Annotated in this window: 19 protein-coding genes and 1 riboswitch; of the genes, 15 read left to right on the top strand and 4 right to left on the bottom strand. The window is 40.3% G+C overall.

Annotated features, from left to right (window positions below; all coding sequences use genetic code 11):
- Positions 1-172: 172 nt before the first annotated feature.
- Positions 173-628: a MarR family transcriptional regulator gene (locus NSQ17_RS06780; protein ID WP_003211701.1), complete on the top strand. Its 456-nt coding sequence runs from the start codon at positions 173-175 to the stop codon at positions 626-628.
- A gap of 186 nt (positions 629-814) precedes the next feature.
- On the opposite strand, the gene motB is transcribed toward NSQ17_RS06780, so the two are convergent.
- The 3 genes from motB to NSQ17_RS06795 form a co-directional block, all read right to left on the bottom strand.
- Complete coding sequence (gene motB / locus NSQ17_RS06785; RefSeq protein WP_024719648.1) at positions 815-1,582, bottom strand: flagellar motor protein MotB; 768 nt, start codon at positions 1,580-1,582, stop codon at positions 815-817.
- Positions 1,575-2,369 (bottom strand): flagellar motor stator protein MotA, encoded by a 795-nt coding sequence (gene motA / locus NSQ17_RS06790; protein ID WP_008346088.1) that lies wholly within the window; start codon positions 2,367-2,369, stop codon positions 1,575-1,577. The genes motB and motA overlap by 8 nt, the downstream gene beginning before the upstream one ends.
- Positions 2,370-2,931: 562 nt before the next feature.
- The gene (locus NSQ17_RS06795) at positions 2,932-5,037 is read right to left on the bottom strand and encodes an ATP-dependent Clp protease ATP-binding subunit (RefSeq protein WP_045035131.1); all 2,106 of its coding nucleotides are present in this window, start codon (positions 5,035-5,037) and stop codon (positions 2,932-2,934) included.
- A 244-nt stretch (positions 5,038-5,281) separates the two neighbouring features.
- Here NSQ17_RS06795 and NSQ17_RS06800 point away from each other — a divergent pair, with 244 nt between their 5' ends.
- The 6 genes from NSQ17_RS06800 to NSQ17_RS06825 all read left to right on the top strand — a co-directional run bounded on the left by NSQ17_RS06800 (position 5,282) and on the right by NSQ17_RS06825 (position 9,412).
- Complete coding sequence (locus tag NSQ17_RS06800; protein ID WP_058337417.1) at positions 5,282-6,325, top strand: hypothetical protein; 1,044 nt, start codon at positions 5,282-5,284, stop codon at positions 6,323-6,325.
- 71 nt (positions 6,326-6,396) lie between these two features.
- A riboswitch (PreQ1 riboswitch) is annotated at positions 6,397-6,441 on the top strand.
- Between the two features lie 159 nt (positions 6,442-6,600).
- Positions 6,601-7,257 (top strand): 7-cyano-7-deazaguanine synthase QueC, encoded by a 657-nt coding sequence (queC, locus tag NSQ17_RS06805; protein ID WP_008348090.1) that lies wholly within the window; start codon positions 6,601-6,603, stop codon positions 7,255-7,257.
- Complete coding sequence (gene queD, locus NSQ17_RS06810; protein ID WP_024719651.1) at positions 7,258-7,698, top strand: 6-carboxytetrahydropterin synthase QueD; 441 nt, start codon at positions 7,258-7,260, stop codon at positions 7,696-7,698. It abuts the gene before it with no gap.
- The gene (gene queE / locus NSQ17_RS06815; RefSeq protein ID WP_342467972.1) at positions 7,691-8,422 is read left to right on the top strand and encodes a 7-carboxy-7-deazaguanine synthase QueE; all 732 of its coding nucleotides are present in this window, start codon (positions 7,691-7,693) and stop codon (positions 8,420-8,422) included. The genes queD and queE overlap by 8 nt, the downstream gene beginning before the upstream one ends.
- Before the next feature lie 15 nt (positions 8,423-8,437).
- Positions 8,438-8,935, top strand: coding sequence for a preQ(1) synthase (gene queF / locus NSQ17_RS06820; RefSeq protein WP_003211403.1), 498 nt, complete (start codon positions 8,438-8,440; stop codon positions 8,933-8,935).
- A gap of 258 nt (positions 8,936-9,193) precedes the next feature.
- Complete coding sequence (locus NSQ17_RS06825) at positions 9,194-9,412, top strand: hypothetical protein (RefSeq protein ID WP_019743915.1); 219 nt, start codon at positions 9,194-9,196, stop codon at positions 9,410-9,412.
- 124 nt (positions 9,413-9,536) lie between these two features.
- On the opposite strand, the gene NSQ17_RS06830 is transcribed toward NSQ17_RS06825, so the two are convergent.
- Complete coding sequence (locus NSQ17_RS06830) at positions 9,537-9,725, bottom strand: DUF2187 family protein (protein WP_003211747.1); 189 nt, start codon at positions 9,723-9,725, stop codon at positions 9,537-9,539.
- Between the two features lie 167 nt (positions 9,726-9,892).
- Between NSQ17_RS06830 and NSQ17_RS06835 the strand changes: the two genes are divergently transcribed.
- The 8 genes from NSQ17_RS06835 (at position 9,893) to NSQ17_RS06870 (ending at position 18,627) form a co-directional block, all read left to right on the top strand.
- Positions 9,893-10,087 (top strand): hypothetical protein, encoded by a 195-nt coding sequence (locus NSQ17_RS06835; RefSeq protein ID WP_008348081.1) that lies wholly within the window; start codon positions 9,893-9,895, stop codon positions 10,085-10,087.
- A gap of 306 nt (positions 10,088-10,393) precedes the next feature.
- Positions 10,394-11,047, top strand: a complete 654-nt coding sequence (locus NSQ17_RS06840) for a cell wall hydrolase (protein WP_342467973.1) — start codon at positions 10,394-10,396, stop codon at positions 11,045-11,047.
- 114 nt (positions 11,048-11,161) lie between these two features.
- On the top strand, positions 11,162-12,478 hold the full coding sequence (locus tag NSQ17_RS06845; protein WP_017359440.1) for a polysaccharide biosynthesis protein: 1,317 nt from the start codon (positions 11,162-11,164) through the stop codon (positions 12,476-12,478).
- Positions 12,479-12,532: 54 nt separating this feature from the next.
- The gene (gene stoA, locus NSQ17_RS06850) at positions 12,533-13,021 is read left to right on the top strand and encodes an endospore biogenesis thiol-disulfide oxidoreductase StoA (protein ID WP_008348077.1); all 489 of its coding nucleotides are present in this window, start codon (positions 12,533-12,535) and stop codon (positions 13,019-13,021) included.
- A gap of 295 nt (positions 13,022-13,316) precedes the next feature.
- Positions 13,317-15,236, top strand: coding sequence for a heavy metal translocating P-type ATPase (locus tag NSQ17_RS06855; RefSeq protein WP_041507390.1), 1,920 nt, complete (start codon positions 13,317-13,319; stop codon positions 15,234-15,236).
- A 104-nt stretch (positions 15,237-15,340) separates the two neighbouring features.
- A complete protein-coding gene (locus NSQ17_RS06860; RefSeq protein ID WP_041507389.1) occupies positions 15,341-16,435 on the top strand; it encodes a Xaa-Pro peptidase family protein in 1,095 nt (364 codons plus the stop codon).
- A gap of 292 nt (positions 16,436-16,727) precedes the next feature.
- On the top strand, positions 16,728-17,717 hold the full coding sequence (locus NSQ17_RS06865) for a LacI family DNA-binding transcriptional regulator (RefSeq protein ID WP_342467974.1): 990 nt from the start codon (positions 16,728-16,730) through the stop codon (positions 17,715-17,717).
- Between the two features lie 55 nt (positions 17,718-17,772).
- Positions 17,773-18,627, top strand: coding sequence for a transcription antiterminator (locus tag NSQ17_RS06870; protein WP_017359435.1), 855 nt, complete (start codon positions 17,773-17,775; stop codon positions 18,625-18,627).
- Positions 18,628-18,671: the final 44 nt, after the last annotated feature.

The following is an 18,671-nucleotide window of genomic DNA, read 5'->3' on the forward strand; positions in this document are numbered from 1 at the left end:
TTATTATAGCATTGAACCTATCTTTATTACGATGACTTGTGAGATTTTTAAAAAATTAGGTGATTCGTTCTGGTCTCTTTTTCATGCTAAAAATGGATCAACATGTTGACATTTTACTTATTGTTTATTAATGTCACATTAGTGGGTTGCATTTCATAAAGGATGATAAAAAATGGAAAATCATAATGTTGAGAAATCTTTGAAATTATTTATTGTACTATCACGTGCCTATCGCTCCATTAATCACCACATGAACAAACATATTGTGAAACATGGTCTGAATCCGACTGAATTTGCTGTATTAGAATTGCTGTATCATAAAGGTGATCAGCCGCTTCAGCAAATAGGTGATAAGATCTTACTCGCAAGCGGAAGCATCACGTATGTGGTTGATAAATTGGAGAAAAAAGAACTCCTTAGCCGGAAAGCTTGTGCAGAAGACCGCAGGGTGACATTTGCACATATTACGGAGCAGGGAAGAGCTTTACTTGATGACATCTTCCCAGATCATGCAAAAGAGATTCACGAGATGATCAGTGTGCTTAGTGAAGAGGAAAAGGATGCCTGCATCGATATGCTCAAACATGTAGGACTGCGTGCCAAGCATTTATATGATCATAAAGAATAAACACATAAAAAAGGAAGCCGTTGGCTTCCTTTTTAGTATGTAGACTAATCCTCGCATATGGTGTCAGTCCTGCGCACCGATAAACGACAAGCGCTTTCAATCGCGCTCATAAGAAAGACAAAGGGCTAAAATAAACATCATTTTAGCCCTTTGTCATGATCTGAAAGGAAGCTGCTGGCTTCCTATTTATTTTGCTTTTTTCTCAATTGGCAAAATAAGAACTTCGACGCGTCTGTTTTTACTTCTGCCTTCTGCGGTATCGTTAGAGGCAATCGGTTTAAATTCACCGTAACCTTTTGTGCTAAAGTTCTCTTGGTCTAGGTTGCTGTTTTCAAGGAGAATATTTAAAAAGTTGACCGCACGAATGGCGCTTAAATACCAGTTGGATTCAAATTCAGAATTCCGAATCGGAACGTTATCTGTATGTCCGCTAATGACGATGTCACGAGCAGGGTTAATGACGAGCAGCTTGGATATTTCTTTGGCTAACGGAACATCCTGCGAGCGGATCACCGCTCGCCCAGAATCAAAGAAGATGCTGTCTTCAATTGTAATAAGCAGACCTTCATCCGTCAGCTTTGTTTCAAGCTTAGAACCAAGTTTTTTATCCGCAATGAATGAATCTACTTGCTTTTTAACCTTTGTTAATACCGCTTGGTCACGAGCTTTCGCTTTTGCTTCTTCTTCTTCATCTTCTGCTGATTTTTTGGTTTGATTGCTGTTTTCTGTTTCTTCGGTGCTCTGCATGCTTGATTGGTCCATTACGCCAGTGCCGCCAGTAAAGACAACATTAAACGATTTAGCCATCTGTTCATATTTTGCCGCATCAATGGAGCTAGATGCAAACAGCACAATGAAGAGGGCGAGAAGAAGCGTAAGAAGATCGGCGTAAGGGATCAGCCAAGACTCATCTACATGGTCTTCATGATCATGTTTTTTACGTTTCCTAGCCATTCTGTTTTTCTCCTTCTTCAATGACAAGATTTGCACGTTCTTTTGCTGGTAAGTACATCAGAAGTTTTTGCTCAATGACCTTTGGAGACTGGCCTTCAAGGACAGAAAGAATCCCTTCAATCATAATGAGACGAAGCTTTACTTCTTCCTTTGATTTACGCTTCAGCTTGTTAGCAAATGGATGCCACAACACATACCCTGTAAAAATCCCAAGCAGTGTGGCGACGAAGGCAGCACTAATCGCATGTCCAAGTGCTTCAATGTCTCCCATGTTTGCAAGTGCGGCAATAAGTCCGACAACGGCACCAAGTACCCCTAGAGTCGGAGCGTATGTACCAGCTTGTGTAAAGATTAATGCGCCTGATTGATGTCTCTCCGACATGGCATCGACTTCTTCTGTTAAGACGTCGCGAATAAATTCAGCACTTTGACCGTCAACTGCCATGCTTAAGCCGTTCTTTAGAAAATCGTCATCGACTTCCTCAAGATTTGCCTCTAATGCCAAAAGACCTTCACGACGAGCAATTTGTGCCCAGTTTGAAAATAGAGGAATCATTTCTTGTATCGTTGGAAGCTTGCTATCTTTGAAAATTTTGCCGAATAATTTTGGTGTTTTCTTAATTTCACTAGATGGGAAGGCAATAACAACAGCTGAAATTGTCCCAACCACAATGATCAATATAGCCGCCGGGTTGATAAGAGCGGTTAGACTCACACCTTTCAAAACCATACCGACACTCAGTGCAATAAATGCTAAAATAATACCAATTAACGATGTTTTGTCCATTATCTCACCAAATCCTTTAACTATCTTTTTCTATAGTTAATATCGGTGTCTTCTAGAAGGGTTTTAGTCAGAATATAAAATTAAGACAGTTTATGTGAAGAAATTTTGACGAAAGCGCTTTCTGAAAGCCGTAAAAAAAGAAACTCCCTCATATAAAAGGGAGTTTTCAGCGTGTAGACAAACCCTCGCATTCTTTGTCAGTCCTGCGCTCTGGTGCTCACGAATGCCAAATTCGCTCCGCGCAAGTAGCTATCCTTCCTAGACTGCAAAGGTTTTCTATCACGCTGAAAAGAAGACAAAGGGCTAAAATCAAGTTCATTTTAGCCCTTTGTCAACAATCTGGAAACTTCATCTTTTTTGAGCTGTTTCATCTAAGAGCAATTCTTTTAATTTTTCTTCATGTATGATTTTGATCAAATCGTAGTTCCAATTGATCATGTGATCCATGTGATCCACCTCTTTTTCTTTTATCGTAAAGGAAAAGAGGCGGGGGAGCGTCGGCGCTCAGATGGAATTTAGACACTGCAACATGATGGAGCTGAAGATCCTCCTTAGGATGTACTTAGCTCTTTTTCACAACAATTTCGTCATGTTCAACATCGACTGTAAATCCAGTAAGTTGTTCTTCTTCAAGCAAGATGTCCGTCATTTGATCCTCAACATGTTCTTGAATCGTTCTTCGTAACGGACGAGCCCCAAATGCTGGATGATAACCAAGTTCAGCGATTTTTTCTTTCGCTTCGTTTGTGACGTGAACAGTTAGATTTTGTTCTTTTAACTGCTCTGACAAATCTTTGAGCAGAAGATCCACAATTTTGACTAAATCGTCTTTATCTAATGAATCAAACTGAATGATGCTGTCAAAACGGTTCAAGAATTCCGGTTTGAAATAAGCGCTCAATGAATCAATCAATGATTGTTCTTCGATGGCTTCTTCTTGTTCAGACTGGAATCCGACTTTGACTGCTTTTTTATCTGTGCTGCCAGCGTTACTTGTCATAATGATGACTGTGTCTTTAAAGCTGACGGTTCTGCCTTGGCTGTCTGTTAGACGGCCATCTTCCATGATTTGAAGGAACATATGCTGGACATCAGGGTGCGCTTTTTCGATTTCATCAAGCAAAATGATGCTGTATGGTTTTCTGCGAACCTTTTCCGTGAGCTGTCCGGCTTCATCATGTCCAACGTAACCAGGAGGAGAACCGATGATTTTGGACACGGAGTGTTTCTCCATGTATTCACTCATATCTAAACGAATGATCGCTTCTTTTGAGCCAAATAATTCTTCCGCTAATGTTTTAGACAATTCGGTTTTCCCGACGCCTGTTGGCCCAACGAATAGGAAGGAGCCAGTTGGTCTGTGTTTTGATTTTAAGCCGGCTCTGCTTCTTTTTACGGCTTTCGCCACTTTTTCAACCGCATGTTCCTGACCAATGACGCGGGCTTTTAAGCGGACATCAATTTCTTTCATTTTTGTTTGTTCGTCTGCTTGTAGTTTGCCGACAGGGATACCTGTTTTTTGTTCTACAATCGACTGAATGTCCTCAGCTGTGACGACATGTTCTTTGTCATTTGTTTTGTTTTGCAATCTCGCTTCAATCGCTTCTTCTTCATCTCGAAGCTTCGCTGCTTTTTCATAGCGTTCTTCATTTAAAGCGGCTTGTTTTTCAGCGGCAATTTGCGCAAGACGGTTTGTTAATTCATCTTCACTTGCTGCATCAATGGAGAGATTCGCTTTTGAACCTGCTTCATCCATTAAATCAATGGCTTTATCTGGCAAGTGGCGGTCTTGAATATACCGCGAAGATAATTGAACACACGCTTTAATGGCTTCGTCAGAATAGGTGACGCCATGATAGGCTTCATACTTATCCTGAATGCCTTTTAAGATCTCGAATGCTTCATCCTGTGTTGGCTCATCAACGATGACAGGTTGGAACCTGCGTTCAAGGGCAGCATCTTTTTCAATCTGACGATACTCTTTTAATGTTGTCGCACCTACTAGCTGCAGTTCCCCTCGAGCTAGAGCTGGTTTCAAAATGTTTCCGGCATCCATTGACCCTTCGGCAGAGCCTGCGCCTACAAGAAGATGAATTTCATCAACGAATAAGATGATATTTTTACGGCTTTGCAATTCTTTGATCAATTGCTTCATCCGTTCTTCAAATTGACCACGTATACCTGTGTTTGCCACAAGTGAAGAGACATCTAATAAATAAACTTGTTTGTTCTTTAATTTATTTGGTACATCTCCATTTGCAATTTTTAGTGCTAGTCCTTCGGCTATGGCCGTTTTACCAACACCAGGTTCACCAATGAGGACAGGATTGTTTTTATTTCTTCTATTTAAAATCTCAATGACTCTTGTGACTTCTTCATCACGGCCAATGACAGGATCGATTAAACCAGCATGTGCGCCATCCGTTAAGTTCCGGCCAAGCTCGTCTAGCAAGCCTTTTTGTTTAGGACGCTCTTGGCTCGTCGCATGTCCTGCTTGCTCAGAGAAGAATGAGCTGCCTCCGAAAAGGTTAGGGCCCATTTTCATTTTTGACTGTTCCATCAAAGAGGTATAGCAGTCTTCACATAAAACCATTTGGCTACGGGACGAATTTACTTGCATATTCAGGCGAATAGTTGCTTCATTTACTTGACAATGTTGACAACGCATAGCCATGACCTCCTTAAAATAAAGTTTGACTTTATTTGACCAATGAATGTTAAATAAAATGGTCTGTTGTTTGACCATCTTTGACTATAGTATACTCTGACCTATTTTGACTTTCAACTGTTTTGCTCATAGCTGAATGAAAAATCCTTTTTTGCATTTAATCATGGTTTGTCCTTCTTTTCAAGGAACTTGTCTCATAGGATAAAAAAGAGACAATCGAAAGTGATGGGTGCGGAGGGGTCATATGAAACGTTCAAATGAATCCGCTTTTCAGCTTGCCTTTGTATATGTAGGAACAGTGGTTGGAGCTGGGTTTGCGACAGGAAAAGAAATCGTAGAATTTTTTGTTCGTTTTGGCTGGATTGGATTGATCGGGATTTTGATTAGCGGTGTTATTTTTACCGGCCTTGGCGCAAAAATGATGCTTATTTCCAAACGAATTGAAGCGGAGTCTTATCAAGATATGAATCGGTTTTTATTTGGAGCTGCTGCGAGTCGATATATTAACATCGTCATGTTTTTTATATTACTAGGTGTGACGTCAGTGATGATTTCTGGAGCAGGCGCTATTTTTGAAGAACAACTTGGCATCTCAAAAGAATATGGTATTTTTTTAACGATTATTTTAAGTGTCATTGTCCTTTTTAAAGGTTCAAAAGGGTTATTTGGTGTCAATGTACTTGTCGTTCCAATGCTGATTTTCTTTTCGCTGATTGTGTTTCTAGACTCATTTGTGTTTAGTAGCGGTGAAAGCCACGTTCTGGGGCTGCAAATGGGAGAGGGCGAATGGATGTTGTCTGCGATTTCATATGGTGCATTTAATTTAGCGCTGTCTCAAGCCGTATTAGTGCCGGTTGCAAACGAAATGACATCCGAAGCCGTTATAAAAAGGGGAGCGGTGCTTGGAGGTCTGATGCTGACACTCATTCTGCTCGCCTGCTTTTTATCCCTTTCTTCATTAGAAATGCTGGAGGCGTATGATATTCCGATGGCCCAAGTGGTGTATCAAGTCGCAAACTCCATTCATCTCATCTATTTATTCGTGATCTTTGGTGAAGTCTTTACATCCGTTATAGGAAATTTATACGGTCTCGAAAGACAGGTGAGGGCGTATATCCGATTGAACAGTATGTATACGATATCCTTTATTCTGCTTTGCTGTTATGTCATCAGTAAAATTGGATACGGCACACTCATTTCAACGGTTTACCCTGTTTTTGGCTATGTCAGTATCTTTTTTATCCTCTTTCTTTGTCTGAAAAAAGTGCCTGCATCACGTGATAAGTAAAGAAGGGATAGCTTGTACACCAATTATGTGGTACACTATCCTCTGTGAAAATTGAACAAAAATCCGTGAAAACGGGAGAGGTTCTAGCAAAACCCTCTATAAAAAACTAAGGACTTGCCGTATCCTTGGATGTGGCATTTTTTATTTTTTATGGCTGGGACACCTCATACACATGTAAAGGTGTCTTTTCTTTTGAGAAAAATAGGGGTTTTCATGAACCTTTCAGATGCAGCTTTGTGCGGAGGTACGGGTCTGCAAAAGGAGGAAAAGGAAAAATGAAAAATGAAAAAGCGGTCGTTGTCTTTAGCGGGGGACAGGACAGTACGACATGTTTACTATGGGCACTTCAACAATTTAAAGAGGTTGAAACGGTAACCTTTCATTATAATCAGCGTCATCAAGAAGAAATTGATGTTGCCAAAAGAATTGCTGACAAGCTAGGTGTGAAAAATCATCTATTAGATATGTCTCTTTTAAATCAGCTTGCACCCAATGCCTTAACAAGAGATGACATTGATATTGAAGAAAAAGAAGGAGAACTGCCTTCCACATTTGTTCCGGGGAGAAACTTAGTTTTCTTATCCTTTGCATCCATTCTTGCGTATCAAATTGGAGCACGTCATATTATCACGGGTGTGTGCGAGACAGACTTTAGCGGCTACCCAGATTGTCGAGATGAGTTTGTGAAATCTTGTAACGTCACCGTGAATTTGGCAATGGAAAAACCATTTGTCATCCATACGCCGCTCATGTGGCTGAATAAAGCTGAAACGTGGAAGCTGGCTGATGAACTGAATGCGCTAGATTTTGTGAAAAATGAAACACTCACTTGCTATAATGGCATCATTTCTGATGGCTGCGGGGAATGTCCTGCATGTAAGCTTCGAAAAAATGGCTATGACACTTATATGGACATGAAGGAGGCGAACTAAATGCTTTCTCAAATCTATCCACAGACGAATCATCCATTTTCGTTTGAATTAAATAAAGATATGCATGTATCAGCTGCCCATTTTATCCCGAGAGAAGATGCTGGCGCTTGTAGCCGTGTACATGGTCACACGTATACGATTAACATTACGATTGCAGGAGATCATCTAGATGATTCAGGTTTCCTTGTGAATTTTAGCACGCTAAAAAAACTCATTCATGGACAGTACGACCATACACTGCTCAATGACCATGAAGAATTCTCATCGAATGATCCATACGCGATGCCAACCACTGAGGTTGTCGCAAAGACTGTGTATGATAAAGTGGCCGCATATTTAACGACTTTAGCGAACAAACCAGTATGTGTTCAAGTTTTTGTCAGAGAGACACCAACAAGCTACTGCATTTACCGTCCGAAACGAGTTGAGCTCAATGACTAAAGCGATTCCTGTCTTAGAAATCTTTGGTCCGACCATTCAAGGAGAAGGAATGGTCATTGGCCAAAAAACCATGTTTGTCAGAACGGCTGGCTGTGACTACTCTTGCAGCTGGTGTGATTCATCTTTTACATGGGATGGATCAGCGAAGCATGATATTCAGTGGCTTCAGGCAGAGGACATTGTAAAAGAGCTGAAGAAAATAGGTGGAAAAGCATTTTCTCATGTCACCATTTCAGGTGGGAATCCTGCGCTTTTAAAACAAATGGAATCACTTATTGATTTATTGCATGAAGAAGGAATTGATACGGCGCTTGAAACGCAGGGAACGATGTATCAAGATTGGTTTTTGAAGATAGATGATTTAACCATTTCTCCAAAACCACCAAGTTCAAATATGAAAACAGATTTTACGAAACTTACGCGTATCATAGATGAATTGAAAAAGGGAAACAGATTGCAACATGCAAGTCTGAAGGTCGTGATCTTTGATGATCTTGATCTAGCCTATGCAAAGGATGTTCATGCGAAATATCCAGAACTCCCCTTTTATTTGCAGGTGGGAAATGATGATACAACAACAGCTGATGATGCGTACCTATTGACGCACTTATTAAAGAAATACGAAATGCTTGTAGATCAAGTAGCGCAAGACCCTGATTTGAATCGTGTGAGAGTCTTACCACAACTGCACACGCTATTGTGGGGAAATAAACGAGGCGTATAGAAAGGAAGAAACAAAATGACGACAAGAAAACCAGAAGAATTAGAAGGTGTCACTTTACTAGGAAACCAGGGGACCAATTACTTGTTTGACTATGCACCACAAGTGCTTGAAACGTTCCCGAATAAACATACGAATAGAGATTATTTTGTGAAATTCAACTGCCCAGAATTCACATCACTTTGCCCGCAAACAGGGCAGCCAGATTTTGCGACCGTGTATATCAGCTACATCCCAAATGAAATCATGGTCGAAAGTAAATCATTAAAATTATATTTGTTCAGCTTCCGTAACCACGGTGACTTCCATGAGGATTGTATGAATATTATCATGAACGACCTCATTGAATTAATGGACCCAAGATATATCGAAGTATGGGGCAAATTTACACCAAGAGGCGGTATTTCAATTGATCCGTATACGAACTACGGAAAACCTGGGACAAAGTATGAAGAGATGGCATCGTATCGTATGATGAATCACGATATGTATCCAGAAACGATTGATAATCGCTAATAAATAAGAAAAGACATGTGGATGACATGTCTTTTTTTATGGAATAGATTATGATGGCACATAAAAAAAGAGAAGAGTCATGTCACTCTCCTCATACCAATAGGAATAGAACTTGCTAGGACGGCTGGGGGCTACCAGCTCGTATGTATAGTATACACGACAGAACGTATGTTTGTAAAGGTGTATCATGCTTTTATTCTTCATATATTTACTTTAAGATAAAATTGAAACGAGCGAATGAAAATGGAGGCGTTTGTGTTGGCAAACAAAGAAGACAAAACAGAGAAGCTGCTAATGGAATTAAGGGAAGAGCTTCAGATGCTTGAACATCAAAACAAAGAACGATATAAATGGAGTGCCTCCACATTACTTGGAGTGATCGCCCTTTTAATTGATAAAGGCGTGATAACACCTGAAGAAGTTGACATGTACAAATCAAAAGCGGAAATGCAAACCTTTCACGCGCAAAAAGACTGACGCCACTTTATATGGTTGTCAGCCTTTTTCATATGTGATTGTCAAAAGAGAACAGAGCTGTGACACGAGTCAGCTTTGCTGTGTATATCTTTATGTAACGGTAGTCTGAATTGAGGATTGCAAATTAATGTACGGAGTCTTTGATGATTTTATAGTTTTTATGATTAACGACTGTTAGTGAATCCAGTTCTAAATCTCTATAGTTGTCCATAATGGTGACATCCACAATAACAGAGTTTTCATTCACTTTTTCAACTACACCTGTTAAACCATTTCTAAATTCGATCACATTCCCAATTTTTGCAATCTTCAACCGATCCCTCTCCTTTAAAAACAGATTTCATTCCCTATTAAAAAGTATTTTGCAATATTTTCATACCAATGTAAAGGATAAAGACGTTTTTCTTTCGTTTTCGTTGTACGCTTTGAAAACGAATGGTATATTTAATATTTGATCAAGGCTGAAAAGGAGCGGTTTCTTTGACTGAAGAACACATCAACACAATACTAGAATCATTACGGAATGGTACTGAAAAACAAGTGACCATTCAAAAGGATGATTTCTTAACATTTCGTTCTGTATTGGTCAATCAAGATGATTTTAAACATTTTCGCGGAATCGCCAAGCATGGTGGAGATGTTATTTTTGAATATCTTAAAGAAGCAAGAAGCTAAAGCTTTTTCTCATTCATGAGAAAAAGCTTTTTATTTTGGTTCTTTTGTCACACTTCAAACCAGCTTGATACATATGAAAAGAAAATGTAATAACCCATAATCAGGAGCATAAGGATGATTATAGGCTAAAAAGAGACTATATTAAACGCTTACATTACCAGTTCATGCGTATTTCAACTAGGACATGCCATTTAATGACGGAATTTGGACAGGCATGAAAATCTTTGTGCGTGAAAATAGAAGAAGCTCTTGTTAGAGTGGACAAGTATCTTACGGCCTACATTAATTAAGGGAGGAATGAGGCGAATGATCAAAATTCATACAGCTCTTTTTGCCATCCTTATGCTCATCTCAGCGATCAAGATGGACAATATACAAGAGCAAGAGGGCACATTAAGTCAGAAACTTGAACAAGCACCTGAAAAGCATCAGCTTTCATATATAGATCAAGATAATAAGCATACCGTGATTCCAGCGTTTTCAGAGGAGAAACATCAGCCGAAAGTGAAAATGCTAAGCACATCAACAGAGGAAAAGGCATCAAAACCGAAGCCGAAGAAAAAGGAAACGTCAAAGCCAGCAAGCTCAAGAAATCAATCACACTATTCTAATGAAGAAATGGACTTGCTTTCTCGGTTGGTACATGCCGAAGCAAAAGGTGAATCTTACGCAGGGAAAAAAGCTGTAGCAAGCGTCGTCTTAAACCGCGTGGAACACCGCTCTTTTCCTGACAGTGTCAGAGGCGTGATTTATCAGCGAAATGCCTTCCAGCCCGTGTCAAATGGAAGTATCAATGATAAGGCAGACCAGGATTCCGTAAAAGCTGTGAAGCAGGTTGTCAAAGAAGATGACAGAACAACAAAGGCGATTTATTTTTATAATCCAAAAACGGCGACAGATAACTGGATTCGTTCTCGTAAAATTGTAGAACGCATTGGCCGTCACGTGTTTGCAGTGTAAAGAAAAGCAGCGATCAATCAGTCGCTGTTTTTTTTGTCTTCAATTATTAAAATATTTTCAGGACTTGTCTCATAGAATGTGAAAAGAATTTGCTTTTAGACAAGGGGAGGCTACATGAATCGATTTGTAAAAGGGGTCATTCTGCTATCTGTCGCAGCTTTCATTGCTGAGTGTATCGAGTTTTTAGTCAATATGATTTTAGCGAGAGAGCTTGGAGAACATGGAATGGGTTTATATATGAGCATCCTTCCCATCATCATGCTTGTGCTTGTGATCGCCAGCTTAGAGCTGCCAGTCTCCATTTCTAAATTCATTGCAGAATCGCATGAGCGGCTTCATAAAAGTATGCTTCGCCATGCATTTAAAATGACGCTTGTGGTGACATGCACCACAACGGCAATAGCAGCCATTGTACTGCCTTTCATTCCTGTATTTCAATCGTATCATCCGCTGATGAAGGGCTTGGTTCTGTCACTCATTCCAATCATCGCATTTACGTCCATTGCACGCGGCTATTTTATGGGCAAGCAGCAAATGGGTAGAATTGCTCTAGCCAATATGCTGAAAAAAACGATCCAGCTTATCTGTTTGTTTTTGTTTTTTCATTGGTATTCGTTTGATATTGAAACAGCGGTGCTTATCGCGATTGGTGTGATTGTTGCAAGTGATCTCGTCGTCTTTATCTATTTATATTCCCAATACGTCATGGCAAAAAATGCTGTGAATGTCAGATCGGTTGAGTTAAGAGGGATTGACGTCAGAAAACGTTTGTTAGCAGTCTCCATCCCGACAACAGGTATGCGTATCTTTCATGCCATTGCCAATGCGATTGAACCGTTTTTAATCAAAGGAGCCCTCGTTGCAGCGGGCATTTCTGGTACGCTTGCTGTTGATCATTACGGAATGCTTGCTGGCGTAGCGATGTCGATTGGTTTTTTTCCGGCGTTTATCGCTCATTCCATTATGATTGTGATGATTCCGAATGTATCAGAAGCCTATGCCTTGGGGCAGTATGATCTCGTGAAAAAACGTGTCAGACAAGCGATTCTCATTACGTTTGGCTATGGGGTGCCAGCCGTGATGATCATGTATTATTTCGCTTATCCGCTCACGCAGCTCTTTTTTGACTCACCTCAAGCAGCCGTCTACTTGCAGCTGCTATGGCCTTACTTCTTATGCCACTTGTTCGTCATGCCGTTTCAAGCGTGTTTAATTGGTATGGGTCTCATTAAAGATGTGTTCCTACATAATATATGGGTGCACGTGGTGTCGTTCTCTATGGTGTATTTTCTAGGATCCATCGAATCCTTAAATATGATGGGCGTTATCTTAGGAATGAACACGGGGATGCTGCTTTTAACGGCTTTGCATTATGCGACGATTTGCAAGGAACTCGGCGTCTCCATGTTTCTTACATTGAAAAAAGCTTGAATGTCATGTGCAGCTAGCGGGCAAGCTATAGGAAAATCAGGAAGGAAGATGCTGATGAATCGTAAATATCTACCCGCCAGTCTTCTCATGATGACCCTTCTTTTATTTCTGATGAACATAGAGGCTGAAGCAAAAGAGCCTGTAATGGCGCCGAGGATAGAAGCTCCTACATTAACAGGTGAAACGCAGGTGATCCCGGTGAAAGGGAAGCGGACCATTCTGCATTTTTGGACAACGTGGTGCCCGTCCTGCAAAATGGAGCTGCCAGCCTTTGAACAGATCGTAAAAGAAAATCAAAGTGATGTAGACATACTGACTGTGAATTTACTTGGTGCTGAGCAAAGCAAGCATGCAGTTGCCCAATTTGTGAAAGACAGAAAGTTCACATTTCCGATCGTTCTCGATGAGCACGGCGAAATGATGAAGAAATACCAAATCATTACGATCCCGACGACTTTTTTCATCAATGAAAAGGGTGAAGTGGTCAAAAACCATGTAGGTCCGCTGACGAAAAAACAAATCAAAGAGTGGACAAATTCGTAGAACACAAGCTTTCTGTAAAGAACCAATGGGCGATCCGTTGGTTCTTTTTTGTGTTCAATTACCTTTCAGATGAATAAAATGTGCTCAGAAAGAGGAAGAAATGTCGGACACTAATAATGATAATTATTATCAAAAAGAAATTATAATAATTATTAATTGAAAATTGATCAGAACCTGTTATAATGAGTTACAGACCTATAAAAAGCTTGAAATAGCAGAAAATATAGATGATAAACGGAACGGGCAACGATTGATAATGTGAAAATCATTATCAATTAGAGAGGAGAAAGTAATCATGAATGAGAATACAGCACTTTATCAAACGACAGATCAAAAGGGATCCAACTCGCTCTTTCAAAAATGGGCACAGCACGGAGAATTAATCGCAGCAGGCATTTCGGGGATTCTCATCTTGATTGGATGGTTTCTAAAGGATGAAACGATGTGGAGTATTCCTCTTTTCATTCTTGCTTTTGTTATTGGTGGTTTTGCAAAGGCAAAGGAAGGAATTGAAGAAACCATTTCATCCAAGACATTAAATGTAGAACTTTTAATGATATTTGCTGCGATAGGCTCAGCGATCATTGGCTACTGGGCAGAGGGCGCCATTTTAATTTTTATTTTTTCGCTCAGCGGTGCGCTAGAAACGTATACGTCAAATAAAAGTAAAAAAGACTTAACGGCCTTAATGAGTATCGCTCCAGATGAAGCCACTTTAATTGAAGAAGATGGCACCACCATCCAAATCGCTGCTTCTTCACTTACGCCAGGCGACCGTATTTTAATCAAAGCGGGAGAACGAATTGCAGCAGATGGTGTGATCATGAGCGGAAGAACAAGTGTAGACGAATCTGCCTTAACGGGTGAATCGGTGCCTCAGGAAAAAGGGCAAGGAGAAGATGTGTTTGCAGGAACAGTGAATTTAAATGGTTCATTAACAGTAGAAGTAACAAAACATAATGAAGAAACACTTTTTCATAAAATCATTAAGCTTGTGGAATCTGCACAAGAAAGTGTATCGCCAAGCCAAGCATTTATTGAAAAATTTGAAGGTGCATATGTAAAAGGTGTGCTCATCACTGTAGCGATTTTAATGTTCCTGCCTCATTTTGTACTTGGCTGGAGCATGAGTGAAACGTTCTACCGTGCGATGGTGTTTATGGTAGTTGCCTCGCCTTGTGCACTTGTTGCCTCAATTATGCCAGCAGCTCTTTCACTCATCTCAAACGGTGCAAGAAACGGTATGCTTGTAAAAGGAAGTGTCTTTTTAGAAAAACTGGGCACAAGTACGATGATTGCATTTGATAAAACAGGTACGATTACAAGTGGAAAACCAGCTGTTGAAAAAGTGGTCTTGGCAAAAGGGCAAGATGAATCGACCTTTTATCATGCACTCTATCAAATTGAAAGTCAGTCAAACCATCCATTAGCTAAAGCCATTTCTGATATGGCAAAAGAGCATCATACAGAGCGGGCAGCCCACGTAACCATTGAAGAAACATCAGGTTTTGGTGTGGAAGCACAATTAAATGAGGACACATGGCGGATTGGGAAGAAAGATTTTGCCGGAAAAGCTTCAATGGATCGTGATATTGAAGAGAATGGTGATGTTCTTTCATCCAAAGGATATACAGTTGTCTATGTTCAAAAAAATCAAGAAGTCGTCGGCTGTCTCGGTTTGAAGGATCAAATCAGACCTGAAGCCAAAAAAATGATTCAGGAGCTGAATGATTTAGGCATCCAAACCGTCATGCTCACAGGGGATCAACAAAAAACAGCTGAAGCGATTGCAGAGGAAGCAGGCATCCAAACCGTTGTCGCTGAATGTCTTCCAGATGAAAAGGTACACGAAGTCAATCAACTGAAAAAACAAGGTAATTCGATCATTATGGTCGGAGATGGAATCAATGATGCACCTGCACTCGCCACAGCGGATGTTGGCGTCGCAATGGGCGGAGGCACAGATGTTGCTTTAGAAACAGCAGATCTCATTTTAATGAAAAATAACTTAAACAATCTAACAAAGATGATCCGTCTTTCAAGAAAGATGAACCGAATCATTAAACAAAACATCATCTTTTCATTAACAGTTATTTGTTTGTTAATCTGTGCGAATTTCTTACAAGTTCTTGATTTACCTTTTGGTGTCATTGGGCATGAAGGCAGTACGATTTTGGTTATTTTAAACGGACTTCGTTTGCTTCGTGCTTCTTAAGCAAATCACAAAAGCGCACTGGCTTTAGGTCAGTGCGCTTTTGTGCGAAATACAGTGAAAACTGATACAATAGATCAGTAGTCAAACGTGTGAGGAGGATCACGATGAATCGAATGAAAAACTTGTCTTCTTGGCTTAAGAAAAAAGACATTCAAGGTGCATTTATACATACAAAGGAGAATGTATTCTATCTATCTGGATACTTCACAGAGCCGCATGAAAGAGTGATGGGGCTGTTTGTTTTTCAGGAAGCAGATCCATTTTTCATTTTGCCTAAGATGGAAGTTGAGCAAGCAAAAAATGCGGGATGGGCTGGAGATCTCATTGGATATGAAGACCATGAAAACCCCTTTGATTTCATACAAAAGGCACTAGAAAAACGAGGAGTAAAAGCGACTCGCCTAGCGATTGAAAAAGAATCCATTCCTTTGCAAAGAGCAGAGCAGCTTCAAGCTGTCACTGGGGCAGAAACATTCGTCCGGGCAGAAGATGTGCTCAATCAGCTAAGACTAATTAAAGACGAAGCTGAAATTGAAACATTGAAAAAAGCTGCTCAATTGGCAGACGAAGGCGTCAAAATTGGGGTTCATGCCCTAAAAGAAGGGGTGACGGAAACCGAAGTTCTTGCTGTCATCGAATATGAACTGAAGAAAAAAGGCATTCAGGGCATGTCCTTTTCAACCATGGTACTATTCGGAGAAAAATCAGGAGAACCTCATGGAAATCCGGGGCAGGCAGCCTTGAAAAAAGGTGATTTTGTTTTATTTGACCTCGGCGTGATTGTGGATGGCTATTGTTCAGATATTACAAGAACCTTCATCTATCAAGAAGCGTCTGAACAACAAAAAGATATTTACAACACCGTCTTGAAAGCCGAATTGGCAGCACTTGATATGAGCCAGCCGGGTGTGAGGATTGGTGACCTTGACTTAAAAGCAAGAGGGCTGATCGCAGAAGCAGGATATGGCGATTACTTCCCGCACCGTCTAGGGCATGGACTCGGGGTTTCTGTTCATGAGTTCCCTTCTATGAGTCAAGCAAATGATGACCTTCTAAAAGAAGGGATGGTCTATACGATCGAGCCGGGTATTTATGTACCAGGAGTCGGCGGGGTTAGAATTGAAGACGATGTTCTCATTACAAAAGATGGCCCAGTCACCTTAACCAATTATCCAAAAGAGTTGACGATCATCAAGTAATGAAAAAAATCACGATGAACGTCCAAGTATTGGGAGCGTCATCGTGATTTTTTTGTCACTCTTTGCGATCCTTATCAACAAAAAAATCATCAATTGATTGAAACGGCTTGATTTTATGTTCTTTTCCTAAAGGATGTAGTGCGAATCGAGCAGAAAACAAAATAGTCAAACATAATATGATCCATATGATAATACCCATCTTGAATTCCCCTTTCCACCCAGTGATTTGTTCAGCTCACATACATCTTAAAGTATGAAACGCTTACCATATCAAGAGAAAGTAGGAGAAAAAATGCCTAACATAAGGGATATTGCGAAAAGAGCGGGTGTATCTGTTACCACCGTATCACGAGTGATGAATGATCATCCTTATGTCAAAGAAGAAAAGCGAGAGCGCGTACTTAGTGCGATGAAAGAGCTCAAATATACACGGAATATTCAGGCAGTGCATTTAGCAAAGGGCTATTCCAATATGCTTGGAATTGTACTTCCGACAATTGATCACTCCTATTTCAGCGGAATTGTCACAGGGATTGCAGAGAAAGCACAGGAGTGCGGAATGCATTTTGCCTTGTTTCAAACAGGATATGACCCATTAAAGGAAAAAGAAGCATTAATGAGCTTAAAAGAGCAGCGTGTGGATGGTTTAATCTTTTGCTCAAATGCGTTAATTGATCGAGAAATTTTAAAGTGGCAGGAATCTGGTCCTATTATCTTTTGTCATCCTACTCCGCATGATACATGTTCATCGGTATCGATTGCGCATGATCAGGCTTTTAAGGAAGGGCTTGAACACTTAGCGGCATGCGGTCATGAGCGAATCGCAATCGTTCTTGCTAGAACAGAAGGGGAGAACAGCCAAGTTCGAATTCAGACTTATCAAGAAATGATGCAGTCGCTTGGGCAGGACATTGATGAAGAATGGGTCATTGAAGGAAAACTGACCATTTTTGATGGCAAGCAATTATTTACAGAATGGAAAGAGATGAAAAATCGTCCGACAGCCTTACTGATTACAAACGATGATGTCTCAGCAGGTTTTTTACTAGAGGCACAGCGTCACCAAATAAACGTTGGAGAATCACCAGCCATACTTGGCTTTCAAAACGATCAATTGAGTGAAGCATTGGGGATTTCTAGTATAGATATTCCTCTCAAACAAATGGGGCAGGAAGCATTTGACTTGTTCAACCAAGTATTACAAGGTGAGGCACCAGAAAAAAGGGTGCTGTCATATCGACTCGTTGAGCGCACAACGACTATTTTGAAAAACAATCGTTGACGCACGTTTCATCTGTTTTGTACGATAAGAAGGATTGAATAAGAAGGAGGTGGGGATGTTCATGGAATCCTTCACCGTTGATAAAGCGTTAAATAATAATGTCATCATCGCAAAACACCCTTCTTTAGGCGAAGTGGTCCTGATTGATAAAGGGATCGGCTTTGGGAAAAAATCGGGTGACGTTCTCGATCAAGCGGCATTTGAGAAAATGTTTGTGTTAAAGAATACAAAAGAGCAAACAGAATACAAACAATTGCTGCACCACATTAATGAGGACATGATTGAGCTTGCCAATGACGTCATTTATCATATACGAGAAAAAATGGGGCATCGTTTAAATGAGCATATTCATATTGCACTGACAGATCATATTGCCTTTAGTTTTAAACGAGTTAAGCAAGGCTATGATATCACCAATCCTTTTATGCTTGAAACGAAATCCTTATACCCGAAAGAATATGAGGTCGCAAAGGAAGTCGTGGAACTGATAAATGCGCGGCCAGATGTTGAAACAAAGCTGCCCGAAGGAGAGATTGGGTTTATTGCGCTCCACATTCACTCTGCTTTAACGAACCGGCCTTTATCCGAGGTCAACCGTCATTCGCAGCTCATGACACAAATGGTCCAAGTCATAGAAGATGCATTTCATATGAAAGTAGATAGAGAAAGTATTCATTATTTACGCTTACTGCGCCATATTACGTTTTCGATTGAGCGTATTAAACGGGAAGAATCATTAGAGGAGCCAGAAAAGTTGCTTCATCTATTGAAAAATGAATATCCTTTATGCTACAATACTGCTTGGAAAATGATCAAAATTTTGCAACATGCATTGAAAAAGCCTGTACAAGATGCCGAAGCTGTCTATTTGACACTTCACCTGTACAGATTGACGAATAAAATTTCATAGTTTCCTTGAAACGTGTAACTGATTCGATCAGGCATGAGTGACTT

The organism is Bacillus sp. FSL W8-0629, from assembly GCF_038593225.1.
Taxonomy (GTDB): domain Bacteria; phylum Bacillota; class Bacilli; order Bacillales; family Bacillaceae; genus Bacillus; species Bacillus altitudinis.